At 73.8% G+C, this 20,303-nt stretch carries 15 protein-coding genes; 6 read left to right on the forward strand and 9 right to left on the reverse strand.

Annotated features, from left to right (window positions below):
- The coding region (locus Ani05nite_RS28090) for a cbb3-type cytochrome c oxidase subunit I (RefSeq protein ID WP_203773258.1) at positions 1–1,005 on the reverse strand (1,005 nt) is incomplete at its 3' end.
- 123 nt (positions 1,006–1,128) lie between these two features.
- A complete protein-coding gene (locus tag Ani05nite_RS28095; protein WP_203773261.1) occupies positions 1,129–2,238 on the reverse strand; it encodes an FAD-dependent monooxygenase in 1,110 nt (369 codons plus the stop codon).
- A 141-nt stretch (positions 2,239–2,379) separates the two neighbouring features.
- Between Ani05nite_RS28095 and Ani05nite_RS28100 the strand changes: the two genes are divergently transcribed.
- Positions 2,380–2,784: a VOC family protein gene (locus tag Ani05nite_RS28100; RefSeq protein WP_203773263.1), complete on the forward strand. Its 405-nt coding sequence runs from the start codon at positions 2,380–2,382 to the stop codon at positions 2,782–2,784.
- Here Ani05nite_RS28100 and Ani05nite_RS28105 read toward each other — a convergent pair.
- On the reverse strand, positions 2,781–3,446 hold the full coding sequence (locus tag Ani05nite_RS28105) for a helix-turn-helix transcriptional regulator (protein ID WP_203773265.1): 666 nt from the start codon (positions 3,444–3,446) through the stop codon (positions 2,781–2,783). The genes Ani05nite_RS28100 and Ani05nite_RS28105 overlap by 4 nt on opposite strands.
- Positions 3,447–3,519: 73 nt before the next feature.
- Here Ani05nite_RS28105 and Ani05nite_RS28110 point away from each other — a divergent pair, with 73 nt between their 5' ends.
- Together Ani05nite_RS28110 and Ani05nite_RS28115 are read left to right on the forward strand one after the other, a co-directional pair.
- Positions 3,520–4,587 (forward strand): DNA polymerase ligase N-terminal domain-containing protein, encoded by a 1,068-nt coding sequence (locus tag Ani05nite_RS28110; protein ID WP_203773267.1) that lies wholly within the window; start codon positions 3,520–3,522, stop codon positions 4,585–4,587.
- A gap of 133 nt (positions 4,588–4,720) precedes the next feature.
- Entirely contained in the window at positions 4,721–6,067 is a 1,347-nt protein-coding gene (locus Ani05nite_RS28115) for an MGH1-like glycoside hydrolase domain-containing protein (protein ID WP_203773268.1), read from the forward strand.
- Between the two features lie 4 nt (positions 6,068–6,071).
- Here the strand turns inward: Ani05nite_RS28115 and Ani05nite_RS28120 are convergent, their stop codons facing one another.
- A complete protein-coding gene (locus tag Ani05nite_RS28120) occupies positions 6,072–6,665 on the reverse strand; it encodes an MBL fold metallo-hydrolase (RefSeq protein ID WP_203773270.1) in 594 nt (197 codons plus the stop codon).
- A complete protein-coding gene (locus Ani05nite_RS28125) occupies positions 6,665–7,750 on the reverse strand; it encodes an S-(hydroxymethyl)mycothiol dehydrogenase (protein WP_203773272.1) in 1,086 nt (361 codons plus the stop codon). Before Ani05nite_RS28125 ends, Ani05nite_RS28120 begins: the two co-directional genes overlap by 1 nt.
- A 65-nt stretch (positions 7,751–7,815) precedes the next feature.
- On the opposite strand from Ani05nite_RS28125, the gene Ani05nite_RS28130 reads away from it, so the two are divergent.
- Positions 7,816–9,990 (forward strand): TPM domain-containing protein, encoded by a 2,175-nt coding sequence (locus tag Ani05nite_RS28130; RefSeq protein WP_239130692.1) that lies wholly within the window; start codon positions 7,816–7,818, stop codon positions 9,988–9,990.
- 108 nt (positions 9,991–10,098) lie between these two features.
- Here Ani05nite_RS28130 and Ani05nite_RS28135 read toward each other — a convergent pair whose 3' ends face one another.
- The 3 genes from Ani05nite_RS28135 to Ani05nite_RS28145 form a co-directional block, all read right to left on the reverse strand.
- Positions 10,099–10,560, reverse strand: a complete 462-nt coding sequence (locus Ani05nite_RS28135; protein ID WP_203773274.1) for a MarR family winged helix-turn-helix transcriptional regulator — start codon at positions 10,558–10,560, stop codon at positions 10,099–10,101.
- Positions 10,561–10,916: 356 nt separating this feature from the next.
- A complete protein-coding gene (locus tag Ani05nite_RS28140; RefSeq protein WP_203773276.1) occupies positions 10,917–11,306 on the reverse strand; it encodes a cupin domain-containing protein in 390 nt (129 codons plus the stop codon).
- An 18-nt stretch (positions 11,307–11,324) separates the two neighbouring features.
- The gene (locus Ani05nite_RS28145) at positions 11,325–13,091 is read right to left on the reverse strand and encodes an EAL domain-containing protein (protein WP_203773278.1); all 1,767 of its coding nucleotides are present in this window, start codon (positions 13,089–13,091) and stop codon (positions 11,325–11,327) included.
- A gap of 378 nt (positions 13,092–13,469) precedes the next feature.
- Here Ani05nite_RS28145 and Ani05nite_RS28150 point away from each other — a divergent pair, with 378 nt between their 5' ends.
- Positions 13,470–15,053, forward strand: coding sequence for a restriction endonuclease (locus Ani05nite_RS28150; RefSeq protein WP_203773280.1), 1,584 nt, complete (start codon positions 13,470–13,472; stop codon positions 15,051–15,053).
- Here Ani05nite_RS28150 and Ani05nite_RS28155 read toward each other — a convergent pair.
- Positions 15,001–19,233: a PDDEXK-like endonuclease domain-containing protein gene (locus Ani05nite_RS28155; RefSeq protein ID WP_203773282.1), complete on the reverse strand. Its 4,233-nt coding sequence runs from the start codon at positions 19,231–19,233 to the stop codon at positions 15,001–15,003. The two genes, Ani05nite_RS28150 and Ani05nite_RS28155, sit on opposite strands and share 53 nt — an antisense overlap.
- 100 nt (positions 19,234–19,333) lie before the next feature.
- Between Ani05nite_RS28155 and Ani05nite_RS28160 the strand changes: the two genes are divergently transcribed.
- Positions 19,334–20,263, forward strand: coding sequence for a hypothetical protein (locus tag Ani05nite_RS28160; protein ID WP_203773284.1), 930 nt, complete (start codon positions 19,334–19,336; stop codon positions 20,261–20,263).
- Positions 20,264–20,303: the final 40 nt, after the last annotated feature.

The raw sequence follows: 20,303 nt of genomic DNA on the forward strand, positions 1-20,303 counted from the left end.
ACCCGTCGGGACCGCGATGAGGAAGCTGAGGAAGCTGAAGAACGGCAGCAGCACCTGGCCGGTGACGAACATGTGGTGCGCCCACACGCTCATCGACAGCGCCGCGATCAGCAGGGTCGCGCCGACCAGACCCTTGTAGCCGAACACCGGCTTGCGGCTGAACACCGGGATGACCTCGGTGATGATGCCGAAGAACGGCAGCGCGATGATGTAGACCTCGGGGTGGCCGAAGAACCAGAACAGGTGCTGCCACAGCATCGGGCCGCCGGTGTCCACGTCGAAGACGTGCGCGCCGAGCACCCGGTCGGCGGCCAGCGCGAACAGCGCGGCGGCCAGGAACGGGAACACCATGATCACGAGCAGGCTGGTGACCAGGATGTTCCAGGTCATGATCGGCATCCGGAACATCGTCATGCCCGGGGCGCGCAGCGTGATGATCGTGGTGATGATGTTGACGCCACCGAGGATGGTGCCCAGGCCGGACAGCGCCAGGCCCACCACCCACATGTTGCCGCCGATGCCCGGCGAGTGCAGCGAGTTGCTGAGCGGGGTGTACGCGAACCAGCCGAAGTCGGCCGCGCCCCCCGGGGTCAGGAAGCCGCTGATGGTGAGCGTGCCGCCGAACAGGTACAGCCAGTACGCGAACGCGTTGAGCCGCGGGAACGACACGTCGGGCGCGCCGATCTGGATCGGCACCACGAAGTTCGCGAAGGCGAACACGATCGGCGTCGCGAAGAACAGCAGCATGATCGTGCCGTGCATCGTGAACAGCTGGTTGTACTGCTCCGGCGAGAGCACCTGCATGCCCGGGCGGGCCAGCTCGGTGCGCATGAGCAGGGCCATGAATCCGCCGAGGATGTAGAACACGAAGGCCGTGATCATGTACATGATCCCGATCTGCTTCGCGTCCGTCGTCCGCAGGATCCGCGCGAGGGCCGAGCCCTTGACCTGCTGCCGTACCGGCCAAGGCCGGGTCACGATCGGCTTAGGCGCAACGGTCGTCACGGATAGCCTCCGGTGTCTCGTTCGTCCCACTGCGTACACCCGAGTTCGAAGGCGTACCTCGCAGGCAGAATAGCCGCCCGCCGACCCCCGGCGGGCGCGGGGTGACCAAAGTGCACCCGGGTCTCAGAACGGCTCGACGAGTCCCCGGTACTGATCGGCGAAGATCCGTTGACCCCGCCTCCGCAGCATAGGGTCGCGCTGCGCCGGAGGAACGTCACGGGTCCGGTCCCGTTCGCGGGTGTGCTCCCGGACCTGGGCACAGCGATCCCGTCTGCGCTGCTCATAGGCCCGCAGGGCGGCCGGCACGTCGTGCGGGGTGGCCTTGAGCACCTCGCCGAGCACCACGGCGTCCTCGAGCGCCATCGCCGCGCCCTGGGCCAGGGTCGGCGCGGTGGCGTGGGCCGCGTCGCCGACCAGCAGCACCGGGCCCCTCGTCCAGCCGTCCAGCACGACCTCGTCGGTGCGGGCGACCTGCACTTTCTCCATCGCGGCGAGGACGGCCGGCACCGCGCCGCCGAAGTCGGCGAACAGCTCCCGCACGTGCGCGAGCGGGTCCGGCGGGTTCGGCGTCCCGGGATCGACCGTCTCGTCCGCGTGCACGTACAGCCGCCGCCCACCCATCGGCATCGCGACGAACTGGGAACGCCGGCCGAGCAGACAGGTCCAGTCGCTGAGGGACGGGCCGCCGCTGACCACGCTGCGGTAGACGATCTGGCCGGTGGGGACCGCCGCCGCGCCGAGCCCGGCCTTGGCCCGGATCGTGGAACGCCGCCCGTCCGCGCCGATCACCAGGTCGTACTCGGCGATGGCGCCGTCGCCGAACTCGACCTTGACCCCGCCGTCGACGATCTCCAGCTCGCGGACCGCGGTGTCGTATCTCACCTCGCCGCCGACGCTGGTGAGCAGGACCTGCTGCAGGTCGGCCCGGGAGAGCGCGCGGCTCTCGCCGACGCCCGCCCACAACGCCGCGAGGTCGACCTCGAACAGCTCGTCGCCGGCGGAATCCTGGAACACCTGCCGGAAGATCAGGTCGCCGAGGGGGCGCAGCGGGGCGTCGAGGCCGAGCTGGCGGATGGCCCGCGACGCGTTGCCCGGCAGGAAGATGCCGGCGCCCGGGACGGTGGTGGCGGGCAGCTCCTCGACCACGTCGGGCCGGAAGCCCGCGACCCGCAGACCCCGGGCCGCCGCGAGGCCGCTGATGCCGGCGCCCACTACGAGGATGCGCAAGGTCATCGCGGCAACGCCTCCGAGGGGTGGTCGATACGCGTCGGAGCCAAGACACTACAGGCCGCCACCGGAGCGCGAAAGTCGCGATCATGGGTGCGTCCGAATTGTTCAAGACGGGCGCTTCGGGTCACGCCTAGCGTCGCTGCCATGGCACCTACCTTCGCTGCGATCGGCCTCACAGTGGCCGACATGGGCAAGTCACTCGCGTTCTACCGCCGGCTGGGCATCGGTTTCCCGGCCGGCGCCGACCAGGAACCGCACGTCGAGGCGGAACTCGCCGGCGGGCTCCGGCTGCTGGTCGACACGCACGAGACGATGCGCTCCTTCGACCCGTCCTTCACGCCGCACCCGGGCGGCACGCTGGCCTTCCGCTGCGCGGACCCGGCCGAGGTGGACCGGACCCACGCGGAGCTGGTCGGCGCGGGTCACCGCTCGCACCTAGCGCCCTGGGATGCGCCGTGGGGACAGCGCTACGCCGTCGTGCTGGACCCGGACGGGACCTTCATCGACCTGTTCGCCCCGCTGCCCGGCGGCAACCGCGAGCCCGGCTAGCCGACCAGCTCACCCAGCGGCACCCCGGCCAGCGCCCGCACGTCCCGCGAGAGATGGGCCTGGTCGGCGTAGCCCGCCGACACCGAGACCTCGGCGAACGGGCGGCCGGCGCGGGCCAGGGCCACGGCCCGCTGCAACCGCAGGATCCGGGCGAGCGTCTTGGGGCCGTACCCGAAGCTGCTCCGGCACCGTCGTTGCAGGTGGCGCGGGCTGAGGCCGCACCGGTCGGCGATCGCGCCGACCGGGCGGCCGGCCCGGGCGGCGGCCGCCACCGCCACCATCGCCCGGTCCGGTTCCTGCCAGCGCCGGAGCGCGAACGCCTCCAGCGCGGCGACGGGATCCGCCGCCTCGGCCACCGCACGCGCCTCCGCCGCCGGACACACCGCGTCGAGCGGCACCTGCTGATCGGTGAGCTCATCGGCCGGGACGCCCAGCACGCCCGGGCCCGTCCCGGCGGCGAAGCGCAGGGCGGCGAACCGGGCGCCCGGCGGGGCCGTGCCGAGCTGAGCGGTGGTGTCCGGGCCCGCGATGAAGACCGAGCCCTCGTGCCAGATCAGGTCGAGGCAGCCGTCGGGCAGGATCCGCTTGACCGGCCGGCCCGGCGGCACCGTGCTGCGCCAGGCGACGACGTGCGGGAGCTGCGCGGCCCATTCGACGTACATGGGCCGACCCTGACACGAGGGTGTGACAACTTCTCCGAATGACAACCGTGTAACTCGGGCGGACAATTGGCCCGTGACCGACCAGCTGGAGGAGTACCGGCGCAAGCGAGACGCCCGGCGTACCCCGGAGCCCGTGCCCCGCGGCCGACCCCGGCCGAGCAGCGGCGACAGGTTCGTCATCCAGCAGCACCACGCCCGCAGCCTGCACTGGGACGTCCGGCTGGAGCGCGACGGCGTGCTGGTCTCGTTCGCCGTCCCGCGCGGGCTGCCGCGCGACCGGGGCCGCAACAACCTGGCCAAACACACCGAGGACCACCCGCTGGAGTACCTCACCTTCGCGGGCGAGATCCCGGCCGGCGAGTACGGCGGGGGCCGGATGTCGATCCACGATCACGGCACCTACTCCAGCGACAAGTGGCGCGACGACGAGATCGGCGTCACCTTCCACGGCGAGCGCACCAACGGCCGGTACGTCTTCTTCCGGACCGGCGGCAACGACTGGATGGTCCGCCGGATGGACCCGCCCGAGCCCGGCTGGCAGGCCATGCCCGAGACCGTCGAGCCCATGCTGGCGGTCCGGTCCGCCGGGCTGCCGCCCGACGACGAGGACTGGGGGTACGAGCTGAGCTGGGCCGGCCGCCGCATCCTGGGGTACGTCTCCGGTGGCCGGGTCCGGCTCGCCGCGGCCGACGGCACGGACGTGACGTCGTGGTACCCGGAGTTGCGGCCGCTGGGCGAGGCGCTGGCCCCGCTGGAAGCCGTACTGGACGGCGAGATCGTCGCCTTCGACGGCGCCCGGATCGCGCCCGAGCTGCTGGAACGCCGCAAGGCGCCGCGGGACTCGGCGGCCGCGCGCCGGGCCGCCGAGCGGACGCCGGTGCAGTTCCTGGCGTACGACCTGCTCTGGCTGGAAGGGCATTCCACCGTCGAGCTGGTCCGCTACGCCGAGCGCCGGGAGTTGCTCGACGGGCTGAACGTCAGCGGCGACCACTGGCAGACCCCGCCGTACTTCCCGGGCGGCGGCTCGTTCGCGCTCGACACCGCCCGGGCCCAGGGCCTGCCCGGCGTCGTCGCGAAGCGCCTGGACTCGCCCTACCTGCCGGGCCGCCGCAGCCGGCTGTGGCTCTCGATCGACGCCTGAATCCCGGCCGCCGTTTTTCTTCAGCGGGGGCCGGGACAGCCGATCGAGCTGGTTTACCGATCCCGGCGGCGGAAAGGGCTAGAGACAGATGCATCGCCCGAAGCTCGTTCCACCCAGCGCTGTGAAGACGGATATGTCTGCTGACCTCTGGAACTCCGCCGTCCGAGTCCTCGAGACCAACTGGTCCACCGATCACATGGTGCCCTCGCGGGGCCTGTACCCGCACCAGTGGAGCTGGGACACCGCCTTCATCGCCGTGGGGCTGGCCTCGGTCAACCCGACCCGGGCCTGGCGCGACCTGCGCAGCCTGTTCGCGGCCCAGTGGCCCGACGGCCGGGTGCCGCACATCGTCTTCGACCCGCGGACCGCGGAGGACGACTACTTCCCCGGGCCGGGCTTCTGGGACGTCCCCGCGTACGGCGGCCGCCCCGCCCGCGGCAGCACCGGCCTCGTGCAGCCGCCGCTGCACGCGGTCGCCGCGTGGGAGGTCTACCGCCGGGCCGTGGCGCACGGCGCCGTCTGCGCCCGCGAGTCCGGCGAGCAGCTCGCCTGGCTCTACCCCCGCCTGGTCGCCCAGCAGGAGTATCTGACCGGCCGGCGGGACGCCGGCGGCGACGGCCTGGCCAGCGTCGTGCACCCGTGGGAGTCGGGCCTGGACAACAGCCCGTCCTGGGACGCGGCCCTGGCGGCCGTGCCGGCCGACCCGGCGCTGCTGGAGCGCTTCCGGCGGCGGGACATCGAGAACGCGGACGCGGCGCACCGGCCCACCGACATCGACTACGCCCGGTACGTCGGCCTGGCGGCCGGCTACCGCGACGGCGGCTACGCGGACACGGCCCTGGCCCACCGCCACGGCTTCGTGGTCGAGTGCCCGTCGTTCAACGCGATCCTCGCGGCGGCCGAGCTGGCCCTGGTGCAGATCGCCAAGGTCGTCGGCGCCGATCCCGCGCAGCACCGGGAACGGGCGCGACGGATCACCACGGCCATCTCGGGGCACCTGTTCGACCCGGCGACCCGCACGTTCCGGTCCCGCGACGTGCGTACCCGTACCCTCAGCCCGGCCCGGTGCATCAACGGCCTGATGCCGCTGCTGCTGCCCGACCTGCCCGCCGGGCAGGCGCGGGCGATCATGGCCGAGGCCCGGTCGGCACGCTTCGGCCTGCCGGCGCAGACCGGCCTGCCGCTGCCCAGCTACGACCGGACGGCCACCGACTTCGACCCGCTGCGCTACTGGCGCGGGCCGATCTGGATCAACGCGAACTGGCTGCTGCGGCGCGGCATGCTGGTGCACGGCTTCCGGGACGAGGCCGAGGAGCTGCGGCTGGCGATGATCCGCCTGGTGCACGCCTCCGGGCACTTCGAGTACTACCACCCGCGGACCGGCGCGGGCATCGGCGCCCCGGCGTTCAGCTGGACCGCCGCCCTGGCGCTGGACCTGCTCGCCGACCGCAGCGTGCCGGCCTACGCCCGGGCCGCCTGAGCCCTCAGAAGACCTCCGCCCGCACGGTCGTGTCCGCGCCGTGGCCGGTGTGCACCACGGTCTCGGGCGGCAGCGTGAGCAGCCGCTCGCGGATCGAGCGCTCGATCGTCGGGCGGTCGCTGTACGAGCGGCCGGTGGCGCCCGGACCGCCCTGGAACAGGGTGTCACCGGTGAAGACGCAGCCCAGGGCGGGGGCGTAGAGGCAGACCGCGCCGGGGCTGTGCCCGGGCGTGTGCAGCACCCGCAGCGTCCCGCCGGCGACAGCGATCTCGTCGCCGTCGGCCAGCGGCGCCGGCATCGGCTCACCGGGGTGCACGAGCTTCCACAGCACCTCCTCCTCGGGGTGCAGGAGCATCGGCGCGCCCGTCTGCCGGGCCAGCTCGGGAGCCACCCGTACGTGATCATCGTGGGCGTGGGTGAGCACGATGGCGACGACCCGCCGGCCGGAGACCGCGTCGAGGATGGCCCGGACGTCGTGCGGAGCGTCGATGACCACGCACTCCCGGTCGTCGCCGACCACCCAGACGTTGTTGTCGACGTCGAACGTCTCGCCGTCCAGCGAGAAGGTCCCGTGGGTGACCGCGTGATCGACCCGCATCAGAAGAGCACCACCGAACGCAGCACGCCGCCCTTGTGCATCTTGGCGAAGGCCTCCTCGACCTGGTCCAGGCGGATCTCCTCCGAGACGAACGCGTCCAGGTCGATCCGGCCCTGCAGGTAGAGCTCGGTCAGCATCGGGAAGTCGCGGGTCGGCAGGCAGTCGCCGTACCAGCTGCTCTTGAGCGCCCCACCGCGGCCGAAGACGTCCAGCAGCGGCAGCTCGACCGTCATCTCCGGGGTCGGCACACCGACCAGGACGACCGTCCCGGCCAGGTCGCGGGCGTAGAACGCCTGCTTGTACGTCTCCGGGCGGCCGACCGCCTCGACCACCACGTCGGCCCCGTGGCCACCGGTCAGCTCCTGCACGGCGGCCACCACGTCCTTGTCCCGCGCGTTGACGGTGTGCGTCGCGCCGAACTTGCGGGCCCACTCGAGCTTCTGCTCGTCGGTGTCGACGGCGATGATCGTGGTTGCGCCGGCCAGCGCGGCGCCCACGATCGCGCCGTCGCCGACCCCGCCGCAGCCGATCACGGCCACCGAGTCGCCGCGGGTGACCCCGCCGGTGTTGATCGCCGCGCCGATGCCGGCCATCACGCCGCAGCCGAGCAGGCCGACGGCGGCGGGCCGGGCCCGCGGGTCGACCTTGGTGCACTGGCCGGCGTGCACCAGCGTCTTCTCCACGAACGCGCCGATGCCCAGCGCGGGCGAGAGCTCGGTGCCGTCCTCGAGCGTCATCTTCTGCGCCGCGTTGTGCGTGTTGAAGCAGTACCACGGCTTGCCCTTGCGGCAGGCGCGGCAGTCGCCGCAGACCGCGCGCCAGTTCAGCACCACGAAGTCGCCCGGCGCCACGTCGGTGACCCCGGCGCCGACCGACTCGACGATCCCGGCGGCCTCGTGGCCGAGCAGGAACGGGAAGTCGTCGTTGATGCCGCCCTCGCGGTAGTGCAGGTCGGTGTGGCAGACCCCGCAGGCCTGGATCTTGACCACGGCCTCGCCGGGGCCGGGATCCGGCACGATGATCGTGGCAACTTCGACTGGCGCGCCCTTCGCCCGGGCGATGACTCCGTTGACTCGCTGGCTCATGGTTCCCACCTTCTCACCTCCGGCTCGGCGCGCGTTCTGTCGGACCCAGGTTCTAAGTTGGGCAGGTGACTGTCGCGCTCCGCACGCTGATCGCCGTCCTGGCCCTGCTCCTGGTGCCCGCGCCGGCCCGGGCGGACGCGCCGATGCGACTGCCCACCCAGGTGACCGACGAGGCGGGCGCGCTCGGCGTCCGCGCCGCCGCGGTCGACACGGCCCTCGCCCGCCTGCGCTCCGAGACCGGCATCCAGCTCTTCGTGGTGTTCGTCGACTCGTTCGACGGCACCCCGGCCCAGCAGTGGACCGACGAGACGGCCCGGCTGAGCGACCTGGGCGACCGCGACGCGCTGCTCGCGGTGGCCACCGGCGACCGGTCGTACGCGTACTCGTTCGCGCAGGACTCCCGGCTCTCCGACGCCGAGCTGGCCGCCGTGGCGGACGACGACATCGAGCCCGCCCTGGCCCGCGGCGACTGGTCGGGCGCCGTGATCGCGGCCACCGATGGCTATGCCGAGGCGGCCACGGGATCGTCCTCGAGCGGCTCGCTGGCCTGGGTCCTGATCATCCTCGCGGTGGTGATCGCGGGCGCGCTGGTCTGGGTGCTGCTGCGCCGGCGCCGCCGCGCCCGGCCCACCCCGCCCCCGGTCACCGGCCCGCCCACCGAGGAGCTCACGGCGACGGCGAACGCCCTGCTGATCGAGCTGGACGACGACCTGCGCGCCAGCGAGAGCGAGCTGGCCCTGGCCGCGGCGCAGTACGGCGCGGAGGCCACGGCGCCCTTCCGGACCGCCCTGGACGCCTCCCGGCAGGACGTCGCGGAGGCGTTCCGGCTGCGGATGACCCTGGAGGAGGAGCCCGCCCCTGACGAGGAGACCCGCCGCCGCACGCTGGGCGAGATCATCGCGAAGTGCCGGGCGGCCGACGAGCGGCTGGACGCGGAGTCCGAGGCGTTCGACCGCCTGCGCGACCTGGAGGGCCGGGCCGCCCAGGTGGCCGACGAGGTGGAACGCCGCCGGCAGGCGGTGCAGGCCGCCCTGCCGGCGGCGGGGACGGCGCTGGAGGACCTGACCCACCGGTACGCGGGGCGGGCGGTGACCGCGATCTCGGCCAACATCGACCAGGCCCGGGAACGCCTGCAGTTCGCGGCTGACGCGGTGGGGCGGGCGCGGGCGGCGCTGGCCGACGGTGACCCGGCGGTGACCGGCGACTCCGCGGGCGGGGTCCCGGACACCGGACCGGCCGGGGCGCCGGGCATGGAGCCGGTTGGCGGGCCGGGCACGGACCCGGTTGGCGGGCCGGGCACCGAGCCGGTTGGCGGGCCGGGCACGGACCCGGTTGGAGCCGGATTGCCCGGCGCCGGGCGGGCTGGGGTGCCGGGCGGGAGCCGGGCCGAGGCGGCGCTGGCCGTGCGGGCCGCCGAGCAGGCGGTCGGGCAGGCCGAGCAGTTGGTGGCCGCGGTTCAGCGGGCCGGTTCCGACCTGTCCACCGCGCGCGCCGCTGCGGACGCCCTGATCGCCGAGCTCGACGCGGAGATCGCCGCGGGCCGGGCCGCGCTGGCCGGCGGCGGCGCTGTGCCGCCCGGGCTGGCCGCGGCGGTGACGGGCGCCGAGCAGGCGGTCGCCGAGGTGCGCCGCCAGCTCTCCGGGGCGCAGACCGACCCGGTCACGGCCGTCGCGACACTGCAGGCAGCCGACGCGGGACTGGACCGGGCGCTGGCCGAGGCCCGGGACGCCGCCGAGCGCGCGGCGCGGGCCCGCAACCTGCTCGCCCAGGCGCTGCCGGTGGCGCGCGCGGAGGTGGCGGCCGCGAGCGACTTCATCACCACCCGGCGCGGGGCCGTCGACGCGGGCGCCCGGGCCTCCCTGTCGGAGGCGCAACGGCACCTGGCGCTGGCCGAGGGCCTGGCCGCGTCGGATCCGGCGGCCGCGCTGACCGAGGCCCAGCAGGCCCAGCAGCTGGCGGCCAGCGCCGGCCACGCCGCGCGGGCGGACGTGCAGAGCTGGGGTGGGTACGGCGGTGGCTACGGGGGCCAGGGCGGCTTCGACGGTGGAGCGTTCGCCGGGGCGGTGCTCGGCGGGATCCTGGCCGGCGGCGGCGGGTTCCGCGGCGGCGGTGGTGGTTACGGCGGCGGCTGGGGCGGGGGCGGCTGGGGCGGGGGCGGCTTCGGCGGCAGCGCCAGCCGGGGTCGCCGGTCGGGCGGCGGCGGTGGCGGCGGACGCCGGGGCGGCGGCGGACGCTTCTGACCTCCCGCAACGGCGGCAGACGCCGCCGGCCTCCCGCAACGGCGGCAGACGCCGCCGGCCTCCCGCAACGGCGACGGACGCCGACGGCCTCCCGCAGCCGCGGCGGGCTCACTCGACCGGGGTCGGGTCCTCCAGGAGCGCGTCGCAGAGCTTGGCCAGCTGGCGGATCTGCGCCGGGGTCAGCCGGTCGAAGACGAGCAGCTGCACGGCCTCCACGTGTCCGGGCGCCGTCGCCACGATCTTGTCGAAGCCGGCGTCGGTCAGGACCGCTATCTGCACGCGGCCGTCGTCCGGGTCACGCTCGCGGCGAACCAGGTCCTGCGCTTCCAGGCGGGCCACCACGTGGGACAGGCGGGACAGCGAGGCGCTGGCCTTGCGGGCCAGGTGGCTCATCGGCAGGCGACGATCCTCGCGTTCGGAGAGCGTGGCCAGCACCAGGTAGCCCATGTGGGTCAGGCCGGCATCCCGTTGCAGCTGGCCCTCGAGCGCGGCCGGCAGCTTGACGAGGACCTCGATGAAGCGGCGCCAGGCCTGCTGTTCGTCGTCGGTCAACCACCGCGGCTCCACCATGGCAGAAGGTTAGTTGGACGTGCGTAGCGCAAGGTCGCCCGGGTCGTGCGGACCCGCCCACGAGCCGCCGACCCCCCTTGGGGAAACGAGCGATGAACATTCGGGCAGCTCGATCGACTTTATTGAAGCCTCAAGAGTATCGTCGCCGGGGACTTTCTCCTCCGGCGCGGCGCCGGGACCGGCTGGCTGGGGGGCTCAGCCGGTCCCGGCGCTGTGTCGCTCCGGCACCGACGACGTCGGCTGAACGCCCGAGCCGACCTGCCCGGAGTGGAGAACCGGCGGGCACGGCAAGAGACGGCCCGCGCTCGACAACCTCAGCGCGGCCGTCTCCGACCGAAATCTCCGCGGACCGGGCCTCAGGAAGCCGGCGGCTCGTCCTTGCCGGCCTCTTCCATCGCGTCCGCCTGCTCCTTGGTCTTGTGCACCGCACCCTCGGCGTGCTCGGGCGGGCCGTAGACCGTGTACAGCACGAGCGGGTTCGGGCCCGCGTTCGTGAAGTTGTGCTTGTGGCCGGCCGGGACCACCACCAGGTCGCCCTGGCTGACCTGGCGGGTCTGGCCGCTGACCTTGGCCTCTCCGACGCCGCTCACGAAGGTGAGGATCTGGTCCACCTCGTGGACCTCCTCACCGATCTCGCCGCCCGGCGGGATCGTCATGATCACGAGCTGGGTGTGCTTGCCCGTCCACAGCACGCGGCGGAAGTCCGGGTTCTTCTCGGCAACGGTGGCGATCGTGTAGTGCTCCATACCGGTCACGTACCCGGATCACTGCAAGTTTGAACGCCGCAGCCGGTGGGCCGGCCGCAACTCCTCCACCGGCGCCGGGCGGCCGATGAGGTAACCCTGCACGAAGTCGACGCCGAACTCGCGCAGCATCCGCAGCGTCGCCTCGTCCTGCACGTACTCGGCCACCGTGTGGATGCCGTACGCCTGGCAGACCTGCACCAACGCCCGGACCAGCACCTGGTCCTCCGGGTTGCGGACCAGGTCCACCACGTACTCGCCGTCGATCTTGACCAGGTCGATGGGGAACAGCCGCAGGTAGCGGAACGACGCGTAGCCCGAGCCGAAGTCGTCCAGGGCCAGCTGGCAGCCCAGGTCCCGGATCCGGTCGGCGAACGAGCGCGCCTCGCTCAGGTTGCCGATCAGCGCCGTCTCGGTGATCTCGAAGGTGAGCTGCTCGGGGTTCACCGCGTACCGCTCGATCAGGTTCTCGACCTCGGCGGTCAGTCGCGGGTCGCCCACCGACCGGCCGGACAGGTTGATCTGCACGCAGAGGTCGGTGCGCTCGGCCGCGAGCTGCATCGCCCGCTCGACCACCCACAGGTCGATGTCGTAGATCGTGTCCAGCCGCTCGGCGACCTGCAGCACCTGCTCCGGCGACTGCGGGTGGTCGCCCTCGTCCAGCACGCGCAGCAGCAGCTCGTGCCGCAGCACCCGGTTGGTCTGCAGTTCCAGGATGGGCTGGGCGAACAGCGTGAACCGGTCGGTGCCGAGCGCGGCGGCGACCCGGTCGCGGTAGGTGCCCTGCCGGTCGCGGGCCGGCACCGGGTCGGCGACCAGGGTCAGCGGCCGGTCCGCGTCGCGGGCCTGGCGCCAGGCCTGTTCGGCGTCGATCAGCAGGTCGTGGCTGTCGGCCTCGCCACCGGCGCGGAAGCGGACCAGCCCGGCCCAGACCCGGGCGCGCAGCCACGCGTCGGGCAGCACGAACGGCTGCGAGCGCAGGGCCTCCACGAACAGGTCGGCCTGGCGGCGGGCCATCACCCAGGAGGCGCCGGCCAGCAGCACGGCGATCTCGTTGGGGCCGGCCCGGCCCAGCAGGTCGTCGGGCCGGGCGAGCCCTTCCAGTACGCCGGCAGCGCGCTGCAGCAGGTCGGCGTGCCGGCCGGCGCCGGCGCCCTCGGCCCGGTCCGGTTCCACCCGGACCACCAGCACCGCACCGCCGCCGCGGCGCTGCGCCCGGTCCACCTCGTCGGCGAAGCGGGCGCGGGTCAGCAGACCGGTGGCGGGGTCACGTTCGACGACGGACGCCTGCACCGTCTCCCCGCGGCGGCTCAGCCGGGCGACCTCCCGCCGGGCGCGTTCGCGGGCGGACACGTCGCGCAGGGTTCCGTGCATGCCGACCACGGTGCTCTCCGGGCCGACGATCGGTTCGAGCCGGCAGTCCACGTCGAACCAGCCGCCGTCGTCGCGCATCAGCCGTACCGTCGTGCGCACGGGCTCGCGGGTCGTCCAGGCCCGGGTGATCGCCCCGAGCGCCTTGGCGTGGTCGTCGACGTGCACGTGCCGGGCCAGGATCTGCTGGCTCTGCTCGCCGCCGGCCGGCGGCCGGCCGAGCAGGCCGGTGAGCGCGTCCGACCAGACGATCTCCTCGCCGGCGCCGAGGTACGTGAACCAGGCCTCGTCGTCGGGCGGCGTCCGGGGCTCGGGCAGGGGTAGTTGGGGACCCTGGTTGGGGCTCAGCCGGGGGCGACGGGAGAGGCGGTCGCGCAGGGCGCGGGGACGGGGAAAGCGTTCGTCGGGTGCCGTCATGCGCCGCCGCTACCTCCCCTCCCGGTGAACTGTGCCCCTGACCTATTACGACCCGTCACGGGTCGATGTAACAGTGGGCACCCGCGACAATGTTTTCGCAGCTCGCCCAACAAAACAACAAACAGCAGGTTCTCCACCGTTCAGGGCCGGAAATTGACCGATCGGTCGACCGCTCCGCCACGTCCGTCGCCCCCTGCGTCACCGTCGAATCCATGACGGACAGTTACTTGCTGTGCCGACTGTGGAACCTTGTGCGACCCCTACCCGCCTTCCACGATCAACATGCACGCAAAGGCGCGACAAGCGTGCGCCGTGTAACGAGATCCGGAGACGGTGGATATGGTGGCTGTTCGGACACGTGAGCGAGGACGACGACGCATGGGCATCATTCGGGACATGCAGCGGGCGCACGCGACCCAGACTGCCGCCGAGCAGCGGGCCCAGACGGCCGCCGAGCAGCAGCGCCAGCTGATCCGGCGCAACGCCGACCTGGCGGCCGCGGCCGCCCAGCGGGCCGCCGCCGACGCCGAGCAGCAGCGCGAGCACCGCCGGCTGTACGCCGAGGCGCGCACCGCCGACGCGGCGGCGGCGAACGCGGACGTGCGGGCCCGGCTGTCCGACCTGGACGGGCTGCTGCTGTCCACGCTGGACGTCGACGACCACATCGACCTGGACCGGTTCAAGAAGCCGGTGCAGGTGCCGCCGTTCGACCCGGGCAAGCTGGGCCGGCCGCTACCCGAGCCGGCCTGGGAGAGTTTCGCCCCGCCGGAGCCCCGCGGGGTGGGCAAGATCCTCGGCGGCGAGCGGATTCATCAGCAACAGGTGGAAGCCGCAAAACGGGCTTATCAGGATGCCCGCGCCCGCTGGGTGGACGCCGAGACCCGCCGGCTGCGGCAACTCGCCGCCCGGGAGGTCCAGTACGAGCAGAACCGCAGCCGCTACGAGGCCAAGCTGATCTCGTACAACGCCGAGGTGGACCGCTTCGCGGCGGCCGTGGCGGGCGCCGACCCCGAGTCGGTGGTCGAGTACTTCGCGATGGTGCTGGGCAACTCGGTCTACCCGGACGACTTCCCGCAGCACTTCCGGCTGGCGTTCGTGGCGCAGCAGCGCCGGCTGCTGGTCGAGTACCACCTGCCCCCGGTCGAGGTGATCCCGGCGGTCAAGGAGTACCGCTACGACCGGGTGCACGACGACGTGCTGGCGGTGCCGCGCGACGAGGGCGAGATCCGCCGCCGGTACACGGAGATCATCGCGATGGTCGCGCTGCGGACCATCCACGAGATCATCGAGGCGGACCGCGGCGGCCTGGTCGGCGAGGTGCTGTTCAACGGCATCGTGGACACGGTCGACCGGCGCACCGGCCAGTTCATCCGCCCCTGCCTGGTCTCGGTGCGCGCCGAGCGCGACACCTTCGCCGCGATCAAGCTGCGCCGGGTCGACCCGGTCGCCTGCCTCAAGCACCTGCACGCCGGGCTCTCCGCGCAGCCGGACCAGCTGGAGGGGGTCACCCCGGTGCTCGACTTCGACCGGGCGGCCGGCCAGGACTACACCGGCGAGTTCAACGTGCTGGCCGACATCGACGAGCGGCCCAACCTGGCCACCCTGCCCGACGCCGACTACGAGCAGCTGCTCAGCGACCTGTTCGGCAACATGGGCCTGGAGATGGGCGAGGCCGCCGAGGGCCCGCGCTGGCTGGCCACCGACCCGCGCCCGCTGTTCGGCGGCGCGGTCGTCATCTACGCCGAGCGCGGCAAGCCGGTCAGCGCGGCCACCGCGGCCGGGCTCGCCGAGGAGGTCGCGGCGGCGGGCGCGACCAAGGGCATCCTGGTCGCGATCGACGGGTACGAGGTGGAGGCGCACGAGGCGGTGGCCGGCCGCCCGATCGAGCTGCTGGACGGGCCCGCGCTGCTCAACCTGCTGGCCGAGCACTCGGGTCTGAAGGCGCGGATCGAGGCGGCGTGAAGGGTGCCACGCCCAGCTCCTCGATGCGCTGCCAGAGGGGGCGCAGCGCGGCCTCCGGCTCCCGCGCGAAGATGCTCCCCCGGATCCGCACGAACACGCAGTTGCCGACCCGTTCCAGCACCGCCTGCCGGCGCATGTCGCTCTCCCACTGCTCCGGCCCGTGGTACGCGTCCCCGTCGCACTCGATCGCCAGCCGGCGCCCGTCCGGGGCGTTGAGCACGAAGTCGATGCGGTAGCCGCCGATCCGGAACTGCGGGGTCGGCCGGTAGCCGCGCCCGACCAGCCGGCGCAGCACCTCGCGTTCGAAGTCGCTCTCGCAGAGCAGTTCGAGGTCGGGGGCGGCGGTCGGCACCGGCAGGTTCAGCGCGTAGGTCAGCAGCAGCGCCCGGGCGTCGTCGGCCAGCAGGGACGACGGCCGTACCGAGTGGAAGATCCAGAGCTGGTCGCGGGCCCGGGACGCGGCCACGTTGATCCGCCGGTGGTACTCGCGCTTGGTGAACGCCGCGGGCCGGCCGTCGTTGTCGGAGACGACCATGGACACCAGCACCACGTCGCGCTCGTCGCCCTGGAACGTGTACGCGTCGCCCACCCGCAGCCGGCGCGTTTCCATCTCGTCCTCGCCGATCGCCTCGCGCAGGCCCGCCAGCAGGTAGGACGCCTGCCCGCTGGTGCTCAGCAGGCTGATGACGCCGAGCGATTTGCCGAGATAAGCCGGATCTGCCACCAGGGCGGACACCTGCGCCACGAGGGCGTCGGCCTCCGCGACGTTGACGTCCCCGTACGGCGGCAGCGGCTGCCGGGTCCCGTCCGGGACGAACACCGGCCGCACCGGGTCGAACAGCGAGCGGTCCGCGCGCAGCGGCTGGATCTTGCCGTCGTAGTAGTGCCGGGACGAGAACTCGATGATCTGCGGGACGCAGCGGAAGTGCTCGGTGAGCAGGATCCGCTCCGGTGAACGGCGGACCGCGTGGTCGTAGAGCGACGACTCGGGGTCGAAGTGCTCGGCCGACGGCACGTCGTCCAGGTGGCTGTGGATCAGCCCGGCGACCGAGCCGACGAAGCCCAGCTGGGGGCCGATCTGCTGGTCGTCGCCGACCACCACGGCCCGTTCGGCCAGGGCCAGCACCGGCAGCGCGAACAGGTCGGCCTGCGACGCCTCGTCCACGATCACCACGTCGAAGTGGGCGCCCCCGGCGAACTGCTCGATCGCCCGGTCCACCGACATGACCCACACCGGCACGGCCTCGACCGCCGACTCCATGGCCCGCTGGGCGTGGGCCTGCCAGGCCGCGGCGCTGCGGCCGGTGCCCTTGCCGATCTTGCGCAGGGCGGTGGTCCAGTCGGCCAGCGCGGCCCGCCGCCGGTCGTCGAGCGCGCGGGACACCTCCAGCCACGCGGAGGCGACCACTAGCTCACCGGTGAGCCGGCGGATCCGGTCCCGGGCCAGCTCGACCCGGCGGTTCAGCACGGCCGGGTCGACGCTGCCGACGACCTGGTCGAACCACGTCTGGGCCTGCCGCCACTGCCAGGCCCGCAGGCACAGCTCGCCCGACACCGCCGGCACCAGCCCGGCGTCGACCTGGGCGGCCCACTCCGGCGCCACCTCGGCGAGGCGGTCGCGCAGCGCGACCTGGCGGGCCGCCTCCGGGCGCAGGCCGGCCAGGCGGCGCGCCTCGGCGACCCGGCCGTCCCACTCCGCCAGCTCCGGATCGAACCAGGCGGCGGCCAGCGCCGGCCACGGCACCAGGCTGTCGGCGACCGCCTGGTCCCGGGCCTCCAGCTCGTCGAGCACGAAGACGACCGGGCTGTCGTCCAGCAGGGCCGCGACCTCGGCCAGCCGGCCGGCGTCGAGGTCCAGCTCCTCCTGGGGTACGAGCACCCGCAGGCGCGCCGACAACTCGGGCCAGTCCCGGGCATCCCAGCCCAGCGACTGTTCCGCCTCGGCCAGCAGCGTGCCCGCCCACACCTCCGGGTCGCCCGGCCGGGGCGGGATGTCCAGCCGCTGGATCCACTCGGTCCAGTGCTCGCCCAGGCGCCGCCGGGCCTGGCCGCGCCGGACCCAGGCGGTGGCCAGGTCGGCGTCCTCGACCGTGCGCAGCGGCTCGCCGTCCACCCGGACCTCGTCGGCGACGCGGTACAGCCCGGCCTGCAGCAGGCGGTTGACGCCCTTGCCGGCGGCGAACCGGTCGCGCAGCTCGGCCAGGCCGGCCAGCAGCTTCTTCGGCTCGGCGGCCAGCGCGCCCGCGGCCGTGACCCGGTGCCCGCCCAGCGTGCGGGCCAGCTCGGCCAGCGACCGCTGCAGGTCACCGGTCGCCGTCACGTGATCCGTCCATACCCGGGCCCAGTGCGGGTCGGCCACCAGGCGGCCGAGCCGGTCGGTCCACGTGCCCTCGCGCCGGTGCAGCCACGCGACCGCGTCCTTCAGCCCCTCCCGCAGCTGCTGCAGGAGGCTGGGGCCCTGTGCGCGTACCGCATCGGTGTCGACCCCGGCCGGCTCCAGGCGGGCGACGCGGTCGGCGGCCGACTCCCGCTCGGCCCGCGCGCTTCTCGCGGTCGCCGCGTCGGGCAGGGCCGCGACCTCCGGCAGCGGGCGCAGCGCGGCCACCCGGTCGGCCGGCGTGATCCGCGCGGCCAGCTGCACCAGCGTCGCGAACTCGTCCGCGGACAGCGGCGGCCGCTCGGCCGGCGTCACCGGGTCGGGGATGCCGCCGTGCGCGGCGGCCCGCTCCCGCAGCCAGGCGCCCACGTCGGCCGGCGAGAGACGCACGTCGTCGATCCGGTACGTCGCGGCCTCGTTCTCCGCGATCGCGCGCAGCCCGCCCAGCGCCGCCGCAAGCTCCCGCTCGGCGTCCTCGAGCCGGCGGGTGAGCCGCTCGACCCGGGCCGCCTCGGCGGGCTGGTCCAGGGTGGCCGCCCGGTCGGACAGCTCCCGCGCGGCCAGCTGCAGCTGCACGAGCTGGTCCGTGGTGCGGCCCAGCACGGCCAGGCAGAGCGCCTGCACCTCGGCCGGCAGGCCGTCGCGCAGCACCCGCAGCGGGTCCTCCTTCTGGGCCACGACCAGCACCCGCTTGCCGTTGGCCATCAGGTGGCAGATGAGGTTGCGGATGGTGTGGGTCTTGCCGGTGCCGGGCGGGCCCTGCACGGCCACGTTGCGGTGCAGGGCGAGCCGGCGGGCGATCGACTCCTGCGCCTCGTTGGTGGGCAGCGGCATGAGCAGCCGCTCCCCCACCCGGCGCCACGCCTCGGGCCGGTCGTCGGGCATCCGCAGCTTGCTGGGCTCGTGCGCGACGATCGCGGCCAGCGCGCCGACGGCCGCGGTGTCGCCGGCCAGCAGCCGGTCGCGCAGGCTCTCCAGGAAGCCGCGCAGCTGCCGCTGCCGGGGCCGGGCGAACAGCACGCCGGTGTCCACCAGGTGCGGACCGGTGGCGGTCTCGCCGGGCGCGATCACCCGCCGGTCGTAGCCGAGCCGGCCCAGGGCGCGCTCGTACAGCTCCCGGCGTTCCAGGTCGTCCCAGAGGTCCACCTCGAGGGTGCCGGCCGGGCCGGCCAGGGCCAGCAGCTGACCCAGATACCGCTCGTCCAGGCCGGCCAGCGCGTCGGTCTGCAGCCGCGACGGGCCCTGCGGCGAGACGGTGATCAGCGAGCGGTCCGGGTCGTAGCCGATCAGCACCGGCGTCGCGACCAGCGGATAGCGCACCCGGTGGCCGGCGACGACGGTCTCCAGGAGGCCGTGGCCCCAGACCAGCTCGGTGGTGGCGGCGGCCATGTCGACCTGGTGCATGAGGTCGAAGAGCTGCCGGTGCAGCACGCGGACCCGTTCCGCCTCGGCGCTGGCGACCGACCAGGGCCGCCACACCGTCTCCCGCCAGGTCTCGAAGTCCGGCCCGTCGGCCTTGGGCTCGTCGGCCGGGCTGATCTCGGTGAGCCGGCGGCGCAGCTCGGCGGGGACCGCGACCGGGCCGGGCAGCTCGGGCAGGCCGACCCGCAGCCAGCCGCTGCCGTCGGCGGCGGGCCCGACCTCGCAGGCCGGGTGCGCCGGCAGGGCGTCGAGACGGTACGCGTCGGCCGGCACCACCCGCGCCGGGCGCTCCATGTGCGCGCGGACGGCGAGCAGATAGACGGCGACGGCGACGGCCCGGTCCCGGATGACGGTGGGCGACTCGGACTGCGGCGCGGACATTCTTCGCAGGTTATCCGATGTCCGCAGCCGGGACGGGGCGGCGCGGGAGGCGCCCGCACCGCTATGGTTTCGCCGCCGTCTCGACGCTACCGGGGGAAACATGTCGCAGGATCCGCAGCAGGGCGCCTGGCAGGACTGGACCGCCACACCCCAGCCCCAGCCCCAGCCGTACCCCTACCCGCAACCGGTGGGGTTCGACCCCGCCGACCCTCTGGTCAGCGGTGACTACAACGGGTGGTGGCGCCGCAGCATCGCGCTGATCAAGGCCACCTGGCGGCCGATCGCCCTGGTCCAGCTGCTCATCGCCGTGCCGACCCTGGCGCTGCTGGTGCCGGCCCTGGTGGCCTTCCAGAAGGAGCAGCGGACCGCCCAGGACAGCCTGCAGAACTCGATCGAGGCCGGCGGCCCGCCGGACTTCTCGCTGATCTTCGCCGGCTTCACCACGCTGATGCCGGCGGCCGCCGCGGCCGGGCTGTTCTACGTGGTCGGTCACCTGGCCAACGCCCAGATCGTGGTGTTCACCGCCACCGGCCGCCGGGGCAACCCGATCGGCCCGGCCCTGCTGGCCGGGCTCAAGCGCCTCCCGGCGATGCTGGGCTGGTACCTGCTGGCCGTACCGGTCGTGATCGTGGCCACCGTGCTGTGCTTCTTCCCGGTCATCTACGTCGCCGCGGCGCTCGCCGTGCTGCCGCTGGTGGTCCTGCTGGAACGCGGCGCCGGGATCGGCCGCTGCTTCCAGCTGTTCCACGCCGACCTGGGCGTCTCGGTGAGCCGCATCGCGACGCTGTTCGGCCTCAGCTTCGCGTCCAGCGTGGTGCTGAACCTGCTGACCACGCTGGTCTCGGTGACCATCGGCGGCGGCCTGTCCGCCCCGAACACCACGGCCACTGTCATCAACGCGATCCTGCAGGGTGGGTACACGCTGCTGGCGGGGGTGTTCCTGATTCCGCTCGCGGTGACGACGTACGCCGACATGCGCGCCCGCCGGGAGCCGTTCACCACGGCGAACCTGGTGCCGGGCGCCGCCTGAGGGGCCGCTGCCGAGACTCGGCGGGCCGGGTGGCCTGGCG

Source organism: Actinoplanes nipponensis (assembly GCF_016862275.1).
Taxonomy (GTDB): domain Bacteria; phylum Actinomycetota; class Actinomycetes; order Mycobacteriales; family Micromonosporaceae; genus Actinoplanes; species Actinoplanes nipponensis.

Excerpts from the sequence above, each read along its gene's own strand:
- Ani05nite_RS28120 (WP_203773270.1), bottom strand. The coding sequence starts at position 6,665 with ATGCGGGTCGATCACGCGGTCACCCACGGGACCTTCTCGCTGGACGGC.
- Ani05nite_RS28160 (WP_203773284.1), top strand. The coding sequence starts at position 19,334 with ATGTCGCAGGATCCGCAGCAGGGCGCCTGGCAGGACTGGACCGCCACA.
- Ani05nite_RS28145 (WP_203773278.1), bottom strand. The coding sequence starts at position 13,091 with ATGACGGCACCCGACGAACGCTTTCCCCGTCCCCGCGCCCTGCGCGAC.
- Ani05nite_RS28150 (WP_203773280.1), top strand. The coding sequence starts at position 13,470 with ATGGGCATCATTCGGGACATGCAGCGGGCGCACGCGACCCAGACTGCC.
- Ani05nite_RS28125 (WP_203773272.1), bottom strand. The coding sequence starts at position 7,750 with ATGAGCCAGCGAGTCAACGGAGTCATCGCCCGGGCGAAGGGCGCGCCA.
- Ani05nite_RS28115 (WP_203773268.1), top strand. The coding sequence starts at position 4,721 with ATGTCTGCTGACCTCTGGAACTCCGCCGTCCGAGTCCTCGAGACCAAC.
- Ani05nite_RS28100 (WP_203773263.1), top strand. The coding sequence starts at position 2,380 with ATGGCACCTACCTTCGCTGCGATCGGCCTCACAGTGGCCGACATGGGC.
- Ani05nite_RS28095 (WP_203773261.1), bottom strand. The coding sequence starts at position 2,238 with ATGACCTTGCGCATCCTCGTAGTGGGCGCCGGCATCAGCGGCCTCGCG.
- Ani05nite_RS28155 (WP_203773282.1), bottom strand. The coding sequence starts at position 19,233 with ATGTCCGCGCCGCAGTCCGAGTCGCCCACCGTCATCCGGGACCGGGCC.
- Ani05nite_RS28140 (WP_203773276.1), bottom strand. The coding sequence starts at position 11,306 with ATGGAGCACTACACGATCGCCACCGTTGCCGAGAAGAACCCGGACTTC.
- Ani05nite_RS28135 (WP_203773274.1), bottom strand. The coding sequence starts at position 10,560 with ATGGTGGAGCCGCGGTGGTTGACCGACGACGAACAGCAGGCCTGGCGC.
- Ani05nite_RS28105 (WP_203773265.1), bottom strand. The coding sequence starts at position 3,446 with ATGTACGTCGAATGGGCCGCGCAGCTCCCGCACGTCGTCGCCTGGCGC.